11 protein-coding genes and 2 pseudogenes are annotated in these 15,398 nt (G+C 74.6%); 7 read left to right on the top strand and 6 right to left on the bottom strand.

Annotated features, from left to right (window positions below; translation table 11 throughout):
• Positions 1-60: 60 nt before the first annotated feature.
• The 4 genes and pseudogenes from CRP52_RS25090 to CRP52_RS40600 all read right to left on the bottom strand — a co-directional run.
• Positions 61-966, bottom strand: coding sequence for an aminoglycoside phosphotransferase family protein (locus tag CRP52_RS25090; RefSeq protein ID WP_257032841.1), 906 nt, complete (start codon positions 964-966; stop codon positions 61-63).
• Between the two features lie 71 nt (positions 967-1,037).
• The gene (locus tag CRP52_RS25085) at positions 1,038-1,694 is read right to left on the bottom strand and encodes an HAD family hydrolase (protein WP_097238452.1); all 657 of its coding nucleotides are present in this window, start codon (positions 1,692-1,694) and stop codon (positions 1,038-1,040) included.
• Between the two features lie 88 nt (positions 1,695-1,782).
• Positions 1,783-2,505, bottom strand: a pseudogene (locus CRP52_RS39825) (putative Ig domain-containing protein); the annotation flags it as partial.
• 210 nt (positions 2,506-2,715) lie between these two features.
• Positions 2,716-3,312: pseudogene (locus CRP52_RS40600) on the bottom strand (S1 family peptidase); the annotation flags it as partial.
• Positions 3,313-3,675: 363 nt separating this feature from the next.
• On the opposite strand from CRP52_RS40600, the gene CRP52_RS25075 reads away from it, so the two are divergent.
• Positions 3,676-4,797: an alpha/beta hydrolase gene (locus CRP52_RS25075; RefSeq protein WP_257032840.1), complete on the top strand. Its 1,122-nt coding sequence runs from the start codon at positions 3,676-3,678 to the stop codon at positions 4,795-4,797.
• Between the two features lie 196 nt (positions 4,798-4,993).
• Positions 4,994-7,330 (top strand): glycosyltransferase family 39 protein, encoded by a 2,337-nt coding sequence (locus CRP52_RS25070; RefSeq protein ID WP_097238450.1) that lies wholly within the window; start codon positions 4,994-4,996, stop codon positions 7,328-7,330.
• A 109-nt stretch (positions 7,331-7,439) separates the two neighbouring features.
• Here the strand turns inward: CRP52_RS25070 and CRP52_RS25065 are convergent, their stop codons facing one another.
• The gene (locus tag CRP52_RS25065; protein WP_097238449.1) at positions 7,440-9,011 is read right to left on the bottom strand and encodes an alpha/beta hydrolase; all 1,572 of its coding nucleotides are present in this window, start codon (positions 9,009-9,011) and stop codon (positions 7,440-7,442) included.
• Positions 9,012-9,086: 75 nt separating this feature from the next.
• Positions 9,087-10,091, bottom strand: coding sequence for a GTP 3',8-cyclase MoaA (gene moaA / locus CRP52_RS25060; protein WP_097238448.1), 1,005 nt, complete (start codon positions 10,089-10,091; stop codon positions 9,087-9,089).
• A 129-nt stretch (positions 10,092-10,220) separates the two neighbouring features.
• Here moaA and CRP52_RS25055 point away from each other — a divergent pair, with 129 nt between their 5' ends.
• The 5 genes from CRP52_RS25055 (at position 10,221) to CRP52_RS25035 (ending at position 15,351) form a co-directional block, all read left to right on the top strand.
• Positions 10,221-10,820 (top strand): nucleotidyltransferase family protein, encoded by a 600-nt coding sequence (locus CRP52_RS25055; RefSeq protein WP_097240327.1) that lies wholly within the window; start codon positions 10,221-10,223, stop codon positions 10,818-10,820.
• A gap of 151 nt (positions 10,821-10,971) precedes the next feature.
• On the top strand, positions 10,972-11,826 hold the full coding sequence (locus CRP52_RS25050; RefSeq protein ID WP_257032839.1) for a hypothetical protein: 855 nt from the start codon (positions 10,972-10,974) through the stop codon (positions 11,824-11,826).
• A gap of 201 nt (positions 11,827-12,027) precedes the next feature.
• The gene (locus tag CRP52_RS25045; RefSeq protein WP_373560522.1) at positions 12,028-12,879 is read left to right on the top strand and encodes a hypothetical protein; all 852 of its coding nucleotides are present in this window, start codon (positions 12,028-12,030) and stop codon (positions 12,877-12,879) included.
• Positions 12,880-13,040: 161 nt separating this feature from the next.
• Positions 13,041-13,994: a (2Fe-2S)-binding protein gene (locus CRP52_RS25040; RefSeq protein ID WP_097238447.1), complete on the top strand. Its 954-nt coding sequence runs from the start codon at positions 13,041-13,043 to the stop codon at positions 13,992-13,994.
• Between the two features lie 214 nt (positions 13,995-14,208).
• Positions 14,209-15,351, top strand: coding sequence for a DUF2637 domain-containing protein (locus CRP52_RS25035; RefSeq protein WP_097238446.1), 1,143 nt, complete (start codon positions 14,209-14,211; stop codon positions 15,349-15,351).
• Positions 15,352-15,398 lie beyond the last annotated feature (47 nt).

Here is a 15,398-nt window from a genome sequence, read left to right as displayed (position 1 = left end):
CGGTCAGGCGTGGTGGTCCGGACGAGGCATGGTCGGCCGGATCAGGCGTGGCCGGCCGGATCAGGCGTGGCCGGCCAGGACCTCGCCGATCACGTGCCGGGCGATGCCCGCCATCCGGGGGTTGCTCCCGCGGTAGTAGTCCAGCTCCAGCAGGGCGACGGACAGCGCCCAGCCCCGCCCGCGGGCCCAGGCCGCGTCGTCGGCGCCCACCGACGCCCGGAAGGCGCCGCGGGCCGAGGCCGGGAGCATGTACCAGGCGGTGATCAGGTCCACCGCCGGGTCACCGAGGCCCGCACAGCCGAAGTCGATCACGGCGCTCAACCGCCCACCTCCGTCCACCAGCAGGTTGCCCGGCTGCAGGTCGGCGTGGATCCAGACCGGCGGGCCGGAGTGCGGCGGGGCACCGAGCGCGGCCTCCCAGACGGCGGTCACCGCCCGGGCGTCGACGGTGCCGGCCAGCGCCGCGATCGCACGCCGGACGACGCCGTCCCGGTCGGGCAGCGACTCGCTCCGGTAGGAGGCCGGGCCGCCGGCCGGGTCCAGCCGGCGCATGGCGGTCACGAAGGACGCCAAGTCCGCTGCCAGCGCTGCCGGTTCGTCCACCTGACCGGCCACCGGGTTCACGCCGTCGAGCCAGCGGAGCACCGACCAGGGCCACGGGCAGCCGTCCACCGGCCCGCCCAGGGCCAGCGGCACGGGCACCGCGACCGGCAGCCCGGGGGCGAGGCGCCGCAGCCAGAGGTACTCCTTCCGCACGTCCTCGACCGCCCCCGGGATCCGCGGGATCCGCACCACCAGCTCCGCACCCAGCCGGTACATCGCGTTGCTGGTCCCGACGGTGGCCACCGGCTCGACCGGCAGGCCGGCCCAGTGCGGGAACTGCCCGGCGACCATCCGGCGCACCAGCGCCGCGTCGAGGTCGAGTTCGTTCGCGTGCATCCGGCGGCGAGCGGGGGAGTCCGACATGACGCCCGACCCTGCCACCGACGACCGCCCCCGGCAAGCGCTTTACGCGCTCAGCGCGTTCCCGACACGCCCTACACGGCGCCCGCGGCGATGAGGGCGGGCAGCTCGCGCATGTCCGTGAAGACCACGGTGCCCGGCCCCTCCAGCCACTCCGCCGGGGTGATGCCGCCCGCGTAGCCGAGCGCGCGCATTCCGGCGGCTCGGGCGGCCTGGACGCCGGGCCGGCTGTCCTCGACCACGACGCAGGCGGCCGGGTCGACGCCCATCGAGCGGGCGGCGTGCAGGAACAGGTCGGGGGCGGGCTTGCCCCGGCCGACCTCGGTGGCGCTGAAGATCCGCCCGGCGAAACGGTCGTGGAGCCCGGTCCGGCCGAGGGTGTGCCGCATCTTCTCGTGCGTGCCGCTGGAGGCCACACAGGTCGGCAGGTCGATCGCAGCCAGTGCCTCCGGCAGGCCGTCCACCGGGGTCAGCCCGGCGTCCACGGCCTCGGCGTGCAGCTCGCGGAAGCGCTTGTCCCAGACCGTCGCCGTCTCCTCCCCCAGCCGCTCGGCCACCATCGCGTGGTTGGCCGCCTCCGACCGCCCGACGAACCGCTCGACGGCCTCCGCCTCGCGCAGCGGCCAGCCCAGCTCCTCCCCCAACCGCACCAGCACCCGTACGGCGATCACCTCGCTGTCCACCAGGACGCCGTCGCAGTCGAATATCACGAGCTCTATCGGCTTGATCATCGAGCCAGCATACGGCGGCCGGGCAGCCCGCCCCGAAGGGTGCCGGGGGCGGGCTGCACGGGCGGACCGGACGTGCGGGGGGCCGGGGTCAGCCGGTCTGGACGGAGGTGTCGTCGATCACGAAGCTCGTCTGCAGCGAGGAGTCCTCGGTGCCGTTGAACTTCACGGTGACCGTCTGGCCCGCGTAGGCCGACAGGTCGAAGGTGCGCTGCTGGTAGCCGGCCGCGGCGTCCACGTTGGAGTAGGTCTTCAGCGTGGTGCCGTTCACCGACACGGTCAGCTTGTCGTACGCGGTGGTGCCGGTCTCCGCGGTGTCGATGTGCAGCCAGAAGCTCAGCGTGGCCTTGCAGCCCGCCGGGATGGTGACCGTCTGCGACAGCGAGTCGGTGTGGGTGGAGCCGTAGCCGTTCAGCCACGCCTTCCACGAACCGCCGTGCGCGGCCTGGCTGGAGCTGTTGTCGACCACACCGGAGCTCGCCGTCCACGGCGCCGCCGTGCCGGTCTCGAAGCCCGCGTTGCCCAGCAGCTGCGCCGGGGTGCAGCTGCCGCCGCCACCGGTGCTGACCGCCCAACCGAAGCTGGTGGTACCGGACTTGCCGGCGGCGTCCTTGACCGTGACGGTCACCGTGGCGCTTCCCGCGGTGGTCGGCATGCCGGTGATCAGGCCGGTCGAGGAGTTGATGGACAGGCCGGCGGGCAGGCCGGTGGCCGAGTACGACAGCGGGGCGGTGCCGCCCGAGGCGTTGATCTGCACGCTGACCGCGGTGCCGACGACGGTGGACTGGTCACCGGGGCTGGTCACCGAGACGGCGCCGCTGCCGGCCGGCTTGGTGAGCAGGCAGCCGGCCACGTTGAGGTCGATGGTCCGGCTGGAGTTCAGGCAGGTGGTGAACCAGTAGGTCTCCTCGCCGTAGCTCTGGCCCTTGTAGGCCTTGGTGGTGCCGTCGGCGGCCACCTCGCACGGGTTGTTGAGGGTGCACATGGCGCCGTCGTCGTTGCCGGTGTTGTTGATGCCGATGATCCGCCCGCTGGCGGAGTCGACGATCGGCGAACCGGAGGTGCCGTGCGTGGTGTTGCAGCCGGAGCTGTAGCGCAGCGAGTCGTGCCAGGTCCACTCGTCCTCGCGCAGGGTGGACACGAAGCCGTTCACGGAGCAGTTCCAGACCTGCTTCCAGTACGACGAGGGTATGTACATCGCGGCGCCGTCGGCCGGGTGCGAGTCGTTGACGGTCAGCGCGGTGATGCCGTACTTGGAGCTGATCGACCCGTAGGTGTCGGTGAGTTGGTAGAGCGCGACGTCGGTGCCGGTCATCGTCGCGTAGAGCACCTTGTCGGCCTGGACGGTGCCGAGGCCGTTGCCGGCGCCGTCCAGCAGGGTGCCGCTGCGGCTGGCACTGACGTTCTGGATGACCTGGCCGGCCGAGGGCATGGTCGGCAGGCAGTGCCCGTTGGTGAGCATCAGCGCCCGGTCGCCGGCCACCGAGGTGGGGTAACGGACCAGCGAGGCCGAGCAGTTGCTCAGGGCGATGGTGGCCGTCAGATCGGCCGCCTGGACGGCGTGCGCGGGGGCGGCGGCGAAGGCCAACCCGCCCGCGACGACGGCGCCGGTGCCGACCATCGCGACAAGTCTCTTGAACATGGCTCTCCTTGTGGGGGATCGCGGGGTACACGACTGGTCGCCGACGCCCGCGCCGCACGAAAGTGCCATGGCCACTTCAAGGGGGTCAACCGTTATGGACGAACTCGCCACCGGAGACGCGGCGTTGTGACCGATACCGGCAACCTCCCGCCCCGATATGCCCGTTACGGGCGGGCACGGTGGCACCCGAGGACCCCCACCGTGCCCGCCTGACCGGCACACCCCCGTGCGCCGGCGAGCGACCACACTGCCGGGTACGAACCACACCCGTCGGCAGGGACCGAATGATCATCCGACGGGCCCGGGCCGGGCCGCCAGGTGGGGTCAACTACGATCGGGCACGTGCTCAGCCTCACCGGACTCCCCCTCCAGATCATCGCCTCGGTCGTCGCGATCGTGGTCTTCGTCGCCACCATGTGGCTCTGGCCGCGGTTCGGCGGGAAGGGCTGGAAGTCGTGGCTGGGCCGGATCGGCGCCTTCCTGGCCGCCCAGCTGTCGGTGCTGGTCGCGATGGGTCTGATCGCCAACAGCTACTTCGGCTTCTACAGCTCCTGGACCGACCTGCTCGGCACCAGCGGCGGGCTCGGCACGGTGGTCGACCACACCCCGAACGCCTCCGGCGTGGCCGTCACCGGGGAGCAGAAGTTCTACTCCACCCAGGGCTCGGACCCGGAACGCTCCGGGCTGATCCAGAAGGTCGACGTCAAAGGAGCCGGCACCGGCCTGAGCACCGAGGCGTACGTCTACCTGCCGCCGCAGTACTTCCAGCCGGACTACACCAAGCAGCGCTTCCCGATGGCCCTCGTGCTCACCGGCTACCCGGGCACCCCGGAGAAGCTGATCTCGCTGATGCAGTACCCGGCCTCCACCCTGGCGGCGATCGAGCAGAAGAAGCTGCCGCCGACCGTGCTGGTGATGGCCCGCCCCACGCTCGTCGGCAACCGGGACACCGAGTGCGTCGACGTGCCGAACGGCCCGCAGGTGGAGACCTTCTTCACCAGCGACCTGCCGAAGGCCCTCGCCACCACCTACCGGATCGGCACCGACCCGGCCAACCGGGCCGTGATCGGCAACTCCACCGGCGGCTACTGCGCGCTCAAGTTCGCGCTGCGCAAGCCCGACTCCTACCCGGCGGCGGTCGCCCTCTCCGGCTACTACAGCGCGGCCCACGACGAGACCACCGGGGACCTGTTCGGCGGCAGCGACAAGCTCAAGCAGGAGAACGACCTGCTGTGGCGGCTGAAGAACCAGCCGGCCGCCCCGGTCTCGCTGCTGCTGACCACCGCCAACGACGAGAACAACTTCGACGAGACCAAGGCCATGGTCGCGGCCTTCAGGGCCCCCACCAAGATGTCCACGATCACCCTGGACACCGCCGGCCACAACTTCCACACCTGGACCCGGGAGATCCCGCCGGCCCTGGAGTGGCTGGGCAAGCACATCACCATGCCGGCTGCGGCCTGACCGGGTCGCCCGACACAGCCGGACGACCCGGTTCCCTGACCTGGTTACCCGACCCGGTTACCCGACCCGGTTTCCCGAGCTGGTCACCTGACCCGGTCGCCCGACCGAGCCGCCGCCCGGGCGACACCCGCAGATCACACGCGCCTCACAGCCCCGTCTCACGGTTCTCTCAGCCTCGCCACGCACCGTATGGCGCATGACCACGAGCAGCTACTCCCCTCCGGCCGGCGAACCGTGGCCGGAGGCCGCGAACTACCCGCCGCCGGAGGTGCCGCAGCCGGACCCCGCCCGGCCGGATCCGGCGCCGCTCTTCCCCGAGCAGCCGCTGCCGCCCGTCGGGTCGGCGCCGGGTCCCGGGGGCCCCGCCTCCTGGTCCGGCCGGCTGCGCACCCTTCCGGCCCGGGCCTGGCGCGGCCGGGAGGACGACCCGCGCTGGGTGCGCCCGGCCCTGCTGGCGCTGCTGGCCGCGACCGCCGTCCTCTACCTGTGGGGCCTGAGCGCCTCGGGCTGGGCGAACTCCTTCTACTCGGCCGCCGTCCAGGCCGGCACCCAGAGCTGGAAGGCCTTCTTCTTCGGCTCCTCCGACGCCGGGAACTTCATCACCGTCGACAAGCCCCCGGCCTCGCTGTGGCCGATGGCGCTCTCGGCGCGGATCTTCGGCCTCTCCTCCTGGTCGGTCCTGGCGCCGCAGGCGCTGATGGGCGCGGCGACCGTCGGCGTGCTGTACGCGACGCTGCGCCGCCGCTTCTCCCCGCTGGGCGGCCTGCTGGCGGGCGCGGCGCTGGCGCTCACCCCGGTGGCGGCGCTGATGTTCCGCTTCAACAACCCGGACGCCCTGCTGGTGCTGTTGCTGACGCTGTCCGCGTACGGGTTGGTGCGGGCGATCGAGGCGGCGAGCACCCGCTGGCTGCTGTTCACCGGGGTGATGTTCGGCTTCGCCTTCCTGACCAAGACGCTGGCGGCCTTCCTGATCCTGCCCGCCTTCGCGGTGATCTACCTGGTCGTGGCGCCCACCGGCTTCTGGCGGCGGGTGCGGCAGCTGCTGCTCGCGGGGGTGGCGCTGGCGCTCTCGGGCGGCTGGTGGGTGGCGATCGTCGAGCTGATGCCCGCCTCGGCCCGCCCGTACATCGGCGGCTCGCAGGACAACAGCTTCCTGTCGCTCACCTTCGGCTACAACGGCCTCGGCCGGGTGGACGGCAACGAGCGCGGCAGCGTGGGCGGCGGGGGGCGGCTCCCGGCGGGGATGGACCTGCCGGGTGGTGCGGCGCCGGGCGGCGGCCGCGGCTGGGGACAGACCGGCCTGACCCGGATGTTCGGCACCGACATCGGCGGGCAGATCGCCTGGCTGCTGCCGGCCGCACTGATCCTGCTGGTGGTCGGCCTCTGGGCGACCCGCCGCTACGCCCGTACCGACACCGCCCGGGCGGCGTTCCTGGTCTGGGGTGGCTGGCTGCTCTCCACCGCGCTGATCTTCAGCTTCATGTCCGGGATCTTCCACCAGTACTACACGGTGGCGCTGGCCCCGGCCGTCGCGGCTCTGGTCGGCATGGGCGTGGACGGCCTGTGGCGGGCACGGCACCGGCTGGCTTGGGCGCTGGTACTGGCCGGAACGCTCGCGGTGACGGCGGCCTGGGCGTTCGTGCTGCTCGGCCGCAGCTCGGACTTCCTGCCCTGGCTGCGCTGGGCGGTGCTGGTCGGCGGGCTGGCCGCGGCTGCGGCGCTGGTCGGCGGACAGGTCGCCGGACGGTCCTCGGGCCGCACCGGTGCGCGGATCGCCTCGGTGGCGGGCCTGGTGGGTCTGGCGGCGGCGTTGGGCGGTCCGGCGGCGTACGCGGTGGACACCGTCAACACGGCGCACACCGGCTCGATCGTGACCGCGGGGCCTGGCGTGCAGGGCGCGTTCGGGCCGGGCGGCATGGGGCGCAAGGGCGGCAAGGGCTTCCCTGGCGGCGGCGCCGGCAACGGCCGCTGGTTCGGCCAAGGACAGCAGGGCCGGCCCGGCGGCCAGGGCACTCAGGGCTTCCCCGGCGGCCAGGGCGCTCAGGGCTTCCCCGGCGGCCGCCACGAGCGCGGCACCGGCACCGGCACCGGCACCGGCACCAACGGCACGGTCGGCGGCCCGCCCCCCGGCGGCATGGGCGGCCTGCTCGACGGCCCCAAGGTGACCGACGAGGTCGCCGCCATGCTCAAGGAGAACGCCGACCGCTACACCTGGGCGGCCGCCACGATCGGTTCGCAGACCGCGGCCGGCTACCAACTCGCCACCGGAAAGCCGGTGATGGCCCTCGGCGGCTTCAACGGCACCGACCCCTCGCTGACCCTGGCCGGCTTCCAGCAGTACGTCCAGGAGGGCAAGGTCCACTGGTTCATCGGCGCCGGCGGCTCCCGCCGCGGCTTCGGCGGCGGCGCGGGCGGCGACGAGGGCGGGAAGCAGAGCGAGTCCGCCCGGATCGAGGCCTGGGTGACCGCCCACTTCACCGCGAGGACCATCGGCTCGACCACCTTCTACGACCTGACGGCCCCGACCTCCTGATCCCGGCCACCTGACCCCGAGCCCGACCCCGAAGGGGGCGAGCCGCGCAACCGCGGCCCGCCCCCTTCTCCCGTACCCGGGCGCGCTCGTACTCGGTCGGTCGTACGACTCAGTCGGACGCGCAGTGCGTTCCCGCCGCCGGCATCCGCCCGTCCACCAGGAAGTCGGTGACGGCCGCCCGGACGCAGTCGCTCTTGTCGTAGGCGGTGTGCCCGTCGCCATCCCGGGTGAGCAGCACGCCGTGCTCCAGCCCGCCGGCCAGCCGCTGCGCCCACGGGTACGGGGTGACCGGGTCGCCGGTGGAGCCGACCACCAGGATCGGGGCGCTGCCGGGTGCCCGTACCGGGTGCGGCACCTCGGGCGAGCGGTACGGCCAGGTGCGGCAGTCCGGGTCGAGCAGGGTGGCCACGGGGGCGTGCCGGCTGGTCAGCGGGGCCCGGGTGGCGAGGTCGGCGAGGGCCGCGCGCTGTTCGGCCTCGGTGGGCGCCTGCGGGAGGTCGGCGCAGGAGATGGCGGCGTAGGCGTCGGCCGGGGTGTCGTACCGGCCGCCCTCCGTACGGCCGTTGACGCTGTCGGCGAGTTCGAGCAGGTCCCGGGCGTCGCCCCGGGTGACGGCGGGTTCGAGGACGTCGCGCACGTGGGGCCAGGAGCGGTGGCCGTCGGCGAGGGCGTCGAGGACGGCGGTCCAGGCGAGGGCGGCGGTGAGGGTGCGGCCGTCGGCGGTGTGCAGGGGGTGGTCGCGCAGGCCGTCGAGGAAGTCGGCGAGGCTGCGCGGGGCGGCGGCCGGGTCGGTGCCGAACGGGCAGCCGTCGCCCTGGTCGGTGGCGCAGTCGGCGGCGAAGGCCCGGAATCCGGCTTCGGCGGCGGCGGCCTGTTCGATGCCGAGCCGCAGCGGGTCGACGCTGTGCTCGACGGCGCCGTCGAGGACGAGCCGGCCGGTGCGGTCGGGGAACTCCTCGGCGTAGAGCGCGCCGAGGTGGGTGCCGTAGGAGAAGCCGAGGAAGTCGAGGCGGCGCTCGCCGAGGGCGCTGCGCAGCACGTCGAGGTCGCGGGCGGTGTCGCGGGTGCCGAGGTGCGGGAGCAGGTCGGCGTGCTGTGCGCGGCAGGCGTCGGCGAGGATCCGGCCGTGGTCGTAGGCCCGGTCGTCGGTGCTGTTCCATTCGTCGCGGGTCCGGTCGTCCAGGCAGTGGACGGGGGTGGTGTCCCCGGCGCCGCGCGGGTCGAAGCCGACCAGGTCGTAGCGGTCGTGCAGCGGCCCCTGGTAGCTCTGCCAGCCCCAACGGACCATGCGGGCACCGGAGTTGCCGGGGCCGCCGGGGTTGAGCAGGAGGCTGCCGAGCCGCCGGTCCGGGTCGGCGGCGGGCACCCGGGCGAGGGCGACGCCGACGGAGCGGCCGCCGGGGTCGGCGTAGTCGAGCGGGACGTCGAGGACGGCGCACTGGACGGTGGTGGCGTCCGGGTCGTCGGCGGCCTGGTCGGGGCAGGGCTGCCAGTCGATCCGCTGGTCGTAGAACGCGCGCAGGGCGGGGTCGGCGGTGGCGGCGACCCGTTCGTCCAGCGGGGGCGGCGGGGTGGCTGTTGCGCCCTTGCCGCCCGCGCCGGTACAGCCGCTCAGCAGGGCGAGGGCGGCGGCGAGGGCGGGCAGGGTGCGCTGGGAGAACCGGGAGATCAACGGGGCCACCGCCCACGAATACCACCCGTCCGGTGCCCGGGTCACATCGCGCCCACCCGCGCACCGCCAGGCCGGAACGTTTCCTCAGCCGCCGATGGCCGACATCGGACGCTCGGGCCGGACGAACTCCGCGCTGCCGATGGCGTGTCCTGGCCCCTTGCCCGCCACCGACACCCGCCAGGCCGCCTCGATCGCCGCATCGTCCGCGCCGCCGCGCAGCAGCGCCCGCAGATCCGACTCCTCGGTGGCGAACAGGCAGTTGCGCAGCTGCCCGTCCGCCGTCAGCCGCACCCGGTCGCAGCCCCCGCAGAACGGCCGGGTCACCGAGGCGATCACCCCGATCACCGCCTCCGTCCCCGCGATCCGCCACTCCTCCGCCGGAGCGCTCGGTGCACTGCCGTCCCGCCCGATCGGCACCAGCTCGAAGCGCTCGCCCAAGGCGGCCAGGATCTCCTGCGCCGTGACCATCGCCGTCCGGTCCCACGCCCCCTGCGCGTCCAGCGGCATGGACTCGATGAACCGCATCCGGTACCCGTGCCCCACCGCGAACTCGGCCAGCGCGACGATCTCGTCCTCGTTCACCCCCCGCACCGGCACCGCGTTCACCTTCACCGGCCCCAGCCCGGCCGACTGCGCCGCCGCCAGCCCCGCCAGCACGTCGGCCAGCCGGTCCCGCCGGGTGATCGCCGCGAAGCGCTCCGGCCGCAGGGTGTCGAGGCTGACGTTCACCCGCCCCAGCCCGGCCTCCCGCAGGGCGACCGCCGTACGCGCCAGGCCGATCCCGTTGGTCGTCAGCGACACCTCGACGCCCAGGGCCGCGATGCGCCCGACCAGCCCCACCAGGCCCCGCCGCAGCAACGGCTCCCCGCCGGTCAGCCGTACCGAGGCGATGCCGAGCCGTTCGACGGCGATCCGCACCAACCGCACCACCTCGTCGTCGCCCAGCACCTCGGTCCGGGCCAGCCAGTCCAGGCCCTCCGCCGGCATGCAGTACGTGCAGCGCAGGTTGCAGCGGTCGGTCAGGGAGACCCGCAGATCGGTGTGGACCCGGCCGAAGCGGTCCACCAGCGGGTGCGGTGCGGTGTTCATCGCCCCAGTACAGGCGGCCGCCGCCCACAGGACCAGCGGCCGAACCGCCGGGGAGCGGCCGCCACCTGCGGCTTCCCCTTGTGGATTCACACAATGCGCGACCCCCTGCGGTACCGGCAGGCTGGGCCCATGCAGAACACTCAGGCCGTCGCCGCCCTGGTGCTCGCCGCCGGGGGCGGGCGCCGCCTCGGCGGGCGGCCCAAGGCGCTGATCCGGTACGGGGGCCGGCCGCTGGTGGAGCACGCGGTGGCGGTGGTCCGGGCCGGCGGCTGCCCGGACGTCACGGTGGTGCTGGGCGCGGAGGGCGAGCGGGTACGGGCCACCGCGCACCTGCCGGGCTGCCGCCTGGTGACCAACCCGGACTGGGCGGGCGGCATGGGCTCCTCGCTGCGGGCCGGCCTGGCCGCTGTGGCACCGAACGCCCCGGCGGTGCTGGTGATGCTGGTGGACACCCCGGGGGTCACCCCGGCCGCGGTGGCCCGGCTGCTGGCCGCGCACCGGGCGGGCGCCGAGCTGGCCGCGGCGGCCTACCACGGGCGGCGCGGCCACCCGGTGCTGATCGGTGCCCGCCACCTCGCCGAGGCGGCCGCGGGCGCCTCCGGCGACGCCGGCGCCCGCGCCCTGCTGACGGCGCACGCGGCGGAGGTGGTCCTGGTCGAGTGCGCCGACGTCGCCGTCCCGGACGATCTCGACACCCCCGCCGACCTGGCCCGCTGGTCCGCCGGCTGACCCTCCCCCGTGCGGGGGAGGCGGCCCCGCCCTCGAAGGACGGCCGTCCCTGATCCATCCCTGAGGATTGCCCCATTCCGCGCCCCCCGCCCGACATTTCGGGGAGCATGGGAATCGTCCCAGCCACCGACACCGACGGACGGAGCCCGCGATGGCCGCACTGCCCGATGACTTCACCGGACACGACCCCACGCGGCCGGGGGCGGGCGGTGGCGCCCGGGCGATCCGCTGCCCCGCCTGCCGCCGCGAGCACCTGTACGAACCGCCCTCGCTGCCCTGCCCCTGTGGCGCCTCGCTGAAGGTGCCGCTGCTGCGCGGCGGGGTGCCGGTGCAGGTGCGCTTCCGCTCCTGGGAGGACTCCTGGCTGAACATGCGCTGCCCGCACTGCGGCCGCTCCGACCAGTGGCCGCAGCCCGAGTTCACCTGCAACTGCGGCGCCACCGTCCGGCTGCCGGTGGACCGCGCCACCCGGCTGGGCAGCGGTACGGCCGCGCCGATCGCCGCCCCCGGCCCGCACTCCGCCCGCCCCCAGCCGGCCCACCCGATGGGCGCGCCGGTGCCCGCCCCGCCCGTACCGCCCGGCGCCACCGGCGGCCGCTCCCGCCCGTTCCGCCACCGCTCGCCGTTCCGCCCGCACCCGGTGCGCACCTCGCAGGACGCGGTGTTCACCGCCGCCCGCTACCTGGAGTGGCTGGGCTTCGACGACCTGGAGCTGACCGAGGCCCAGGAACGCGACGGCGTGACCCTGTTGGGCAGCCGGATGGTCGCCCAGGTGGACACCTGGACCGAGCCGGCCGACGTGAAGTCGGTCGAGTGCCTGTGGCTGCAGACCCTGCACGCCGAGGAGATGGCCGCCGCGATGTTCACTCTCGCGGGCTATTCGCACCAGGCCACCGTGCGCGGTGAGCAGCTGCTGGTCGCCCTGTTCAGCCTGGACCTGGCCGGCGTGCCGCAGCCCGCGAACGGCGCAGCCGAGGCCCTGATGGAGACCGGCTGGACGTCCTGACCGCCGGGACGCACCTCTAGATCATTTCCTCCACAAAAGCAACAACCTCCGCTCGTGATCTGGTGCACAAGCTCACCCCCGTGTTGAATTGCCGCCACAGCGCGGGCCTTTCGCCCTGCCGTTGCCATGCGCACGGTCGTGGCGGCAGGGCCCCAGGGGCAGGTCCGTGCCCTGCCGGATGGCGCACACAAGGAGGTGGCGTTGTCGGAGCACGGATGGGGCCCGAGCGGCCCGAACGGCCCGGACGGGCAGGGGCGGGCGGCAGCGGAGGAGCCGGGCGACACCGTGTGGCGGCTGAGGTCCCGGGGGTGCTGGCAGGAGGCCGCCGAACTGCTGCGCCCGGCCGCCGAACAGGAGCCGGCCGCAGCCCTCGGGCGGGCCGAACTCCTCATCGAGCAGTGCCTGTTCACCGCCGCGCACTGGACCCAGGCGGAGCAGGCGCTGCGCCTGGCGGAGGCGCAGGCGGCCGGCACCGAGCAGCGTGCGGCCGCCGCCTGCGCCCGCGGCTTCCTCGCCTACGTGGCCAGCGTGCTCGGCCCGCGGGACCGGCTGGACGAGGCTCAGGCCGCGCTCGGGCGCACCTCGGCCCTGCTGCCACCGGACGCGCCGGGCCGCCCGCTGCTGGACTTCCGGCGCGGGCTGGTCGCCGAGAACCTTCTACGCGATCGCAGCGCCGCCTGGATCGCCTACCGGCGGGCGCACGACGGCGCCGGCGAGCGCGGCGACGAGCTGCTGCGCTCGTACACCTGGCGCCACCTGGCGGCGCTGGCGCTCTCCCGGGGGGACCGCGGGCACGCCCGGGAGGGCTTCGACGCCTCGCTGCGGCTGCGCGAGCAACTCGGCTTCACGGTGGGGGTGGCGCCGGCGCTCGCGGCGCTCGCGGAGGTGTCCGAGCCGGCCGAGGCCGCGCGGTTGCGCGCCGAGGCGGCCCGGCTGGTGCACGCGCTGGGCGGGGTGCCGGTCTGGCTGGCGCGGCAATTGGCCTCCGCCCGTGCGCCGGTGGCTCCCCCGGACGGGCGCATCACCACCGAGACCGGGGGAACAATCAGCTAAGGTGAGCCTAACCTGGCCGGGGCGAGCAGTGCCCCGGCCGGGTCGCCTTGCCGTTCCCCGGGCACCGCCATGCCCCGGTCCGGTCGGGCCCGGCGCCACCACCCCCGCCGGGACCGACCGGGCGGTCATGGGCGGCCCCGGTCGACCCGATGGGGCCGTCCATGACCGCGAGCAGCACCAGGCCCGGCCCCACGCCGTGCGCCCCCCGCAGCACGGGGGCGCACGCCCCCGCCCCCGCACCGGCCGCCTCCACCCCGGGCGCCCCCTCGTACCACCGGCTGACCAGGCTCTCCCCCGTCCTCGGCGTGCGCTGCGCCCCGCCCCGACGCGGCGGCGGCTGGCTGCCCGCGGCCGACCTCACCGCCCGCCCCGAGGCGGTGTGCGAACTGATCGCCCACGACGCCCGCCAGGGCCTGGCCCGCTACGGCCGGCCGCTGCGCCCGGACGTCGCGGCCGGCTTCGGGCTGCACCGCTTCGTCTGGCCGGTCTCCCTGCTGTTCACCCTGCCGTGGTTCCTGGAGCGGCGCGTCCCGCTGCTCGCCCTCGGGGACGTCTCGCTGCGCCGGCGCACCGACACGGTCGAACTGACGGTCCGTCCGACCGGGTTCGCCTGCCTTCCGGGCGACCCGGCGGCCGGCTCGCCACAGGCCCGTACGGCGGCGGACGAGCAGGCGCTGGCCGCCGAACTGCGGTGCGCGCTGGGCGGGTTCCTGGCGCCGGTGCTGTCCGCCTTCGGTCCGCAGGTGCGGCGCGGGCCCCGGGTGCTGTGGGCGATGGCCACGGACGCCGTGGTGGAGGGCCTCTGGTACGCGGGCGGGCTGCTCGGGGAGCGGGACCGGGCGCGCGCCGAGCTGTCCGCGCTGCTGGCGCCCGGCGAGCCCGCGCACGCGCCGGGTCGGCCCGGCGCGTGCGGGGACCCCGCTCCCGCCCCAGCCCCCTTCGCCCCGGGCGCCGGCTTCGCACCCCCGGCGCCCGGCCGCGGCGGTGCTTCGACCGCCGGGGGAGCCGGTGAGGACGCTTCGGGCACGGACCGGGCCCGGGCCAGTTGCTGCCTCGTGTACACCGTGGAGCCGCGGGACATGTGCGGCGGCTGCCCGCGCGTCATGCGACGTTGACGAATGGCCGTGCGATTCCAGATCCGGAAAGCCCGGAATTTCAGGAACAATCCGCATTGAATCGATAAGAAAATAGGATTGTTGCTGGGTCAGAAATCCCTCTCCCCAGCGCATTGACGGTGAATCGGCCATTCGCCCGCCGAGCATCCGCCATGATGGTCCCCGCCGTCACGGCGCAGGAACTCGACGCAGGAAAGCGAGGCTGGTTCCGGCGATGAAATTGTCCGACATACCGCTCGGGTGGGCCGTCACCGTGGTCGCGGGGCTGCTGGTCAGCGCGCTCCTGGTGGCCCTGCTCCGCAGCCGGGGATCCACCTCCGCCGGTGGCACGGATTCCTGGGAGCGCTCCGAGGAACGGCGCCACCGCAAGGAATCCCTGTACGGCGCCGCCTCGTACACGCTGCTGTTCTGCTGTGCCGGTGTCGCCGCCGCGCTCTCCTTCCACGGACTGGTCGGCTTCGGCGTCCAGAACCTGGGCCTGTCCGGCGGCTGGGAGTACCTCGTCCCGTTCGGCCTGGACGGCGCCGCGATGTTCTGCTCGGTCCTCGCCGTGCGCGAGGCCAGCCACGGTGACGCGGCGCTCGGTTCCCGGCTGCTGGTCTGGCTCTTCGCCGGCGCCTCGGCCTGGTTCAACTGGGTGCACGCCCCGCGCGGCTTCGGCCACGCCGGCGCCCCCCAGTTCTTCTCCGGGATGTCCCTCTCGGCGGCGATCCTGTTCGACCGGGCGCTCAAGCAGACCCGCCGGGCCGCGCTGCGCGAGCAGGGCCTGGTGCCCCGCCCGCTGCCGCAGATCCGCATCGTCCGCTGGCTGCGCGCCCCCCGCGAGACCTACGCGGCCTGGTCGCTGATGCTGCTGGAGAACGTCCGCAGCCTGGACGAGGCGGTGGACGAGGTCCGCGAGGAGAAGCGGGAGCGCGCCCTGGAGAAGGAGCGCCGCAAGCTGGCCGGGCGCCGCGAGCGGGCCGAGATCCGGGCGATCAACCGCTCCACCGGCGGCTGGCGGCGCAGCGGCGTCGCCCGGCAGCTGGAGTCCGGCTCGGAGTCCGCCATAGCCGGCGGCCCCGGGGCCGAACGGCCCGCCGCGGCCGAACTGCCCGGGGCGGAGCGGCCGGCCGTGGAGCGGCCCGGGGCGGAGCGCCCCGGGTTGGAACGGCCGCAGGCCGAACGGCCCGGCGCCGAGCGGGCGTCCGCGCCGCGCGAGGTCGAGGCCGCCGAGGGCAAGGTCGTCCAGCCCGGCCTGCCGGCCCGTCCGGAGCGTCGCACCATCGACCTCACGGTGGAGGAGGACACCGTCACGCTGCCCCGGCTCGACTCCCTGGAGCGCAAGCTGAAGGACCTGGAGCAGCAGTTCGGCTGACGCCGCGTGCTGGCCGGCGTCGGCAGGTCAGCCGGCACAGGCGTACC

It is taken from the genome of Streptomyces sp. 1331.2 (assembly GCF_900199205.1).
Classification (GTDB): Bacteria; Actinomycetota; Actinomycetes; order Streptomycetales; family Streptomycetaceae; genus Kitasatospora.
This window is presented reverse-complemented; position numbering and strand designations above follow the sequence as displayed.

What these genes read in the sequence shown, in the direction of transcription:
- CRP52_RS25090 (WP_257032841.1), bottom strand. Translation starts at nt 966, where the DNA reads ATGTCGGACTCCCCCGCTCGCCGCCGGATGCACGCGAACGAACTCGAC.
- CRP52_RS25085 (WP_097238452.1), bottom strand. Translation starts at nt 1,694, where the DNA reads ATGATCAAGCCGATAGAGCTCGTGATATTCGACTGCGACGGCGTCCTG.
- CRP52_RS25070 (WP_097238450.1), top strand. Translation starts at nt 4,994, where the DNA reads ATGACCACGAGCAGCTACTCCCCTCCGGCCGGCGAACCGTGGCCGGAG.
- moaA (WP_097238448.1), bottom strand. Translation starts at nt 10,091, where the DNA reads ATGAACACCGCACCGCACCCGCTGGTGGACCGCTTCGGCCGGGTCCAC.
- CRP52_RS25055 (WP_097240327.1), top strand. Translation starts at nt 10,221, where the DNA reads ATGCAGAACACTCAGGCCGTCGCCGCCCTGGTGCTCGCCGCCGGGGGC.
- CRP52_RS25050 (WP_257032839.1), top strand. Translation starts at nt 10,972, where the DNA reads ATGGCCGCACTGCCCGATGACTTCACCGGACACGACCCCACGCGGCCG.
- CRP52_RS25040 (WP_097238447.1), top strand. Translation starts at nt 13,041, where the DNA reads ATGACCGCGAGCAGCACCAGGCCCGGCCCCACGCCGTGCGCCCCCCGC.
- CRP52_RS25035 (WP_097238446.1), top strand. Translation starts at nt 14,209, where the DNA reads ATGAAATTGTCCGACATACCGCTCGGGTGGGCCGTCACCGTGGTCGCG.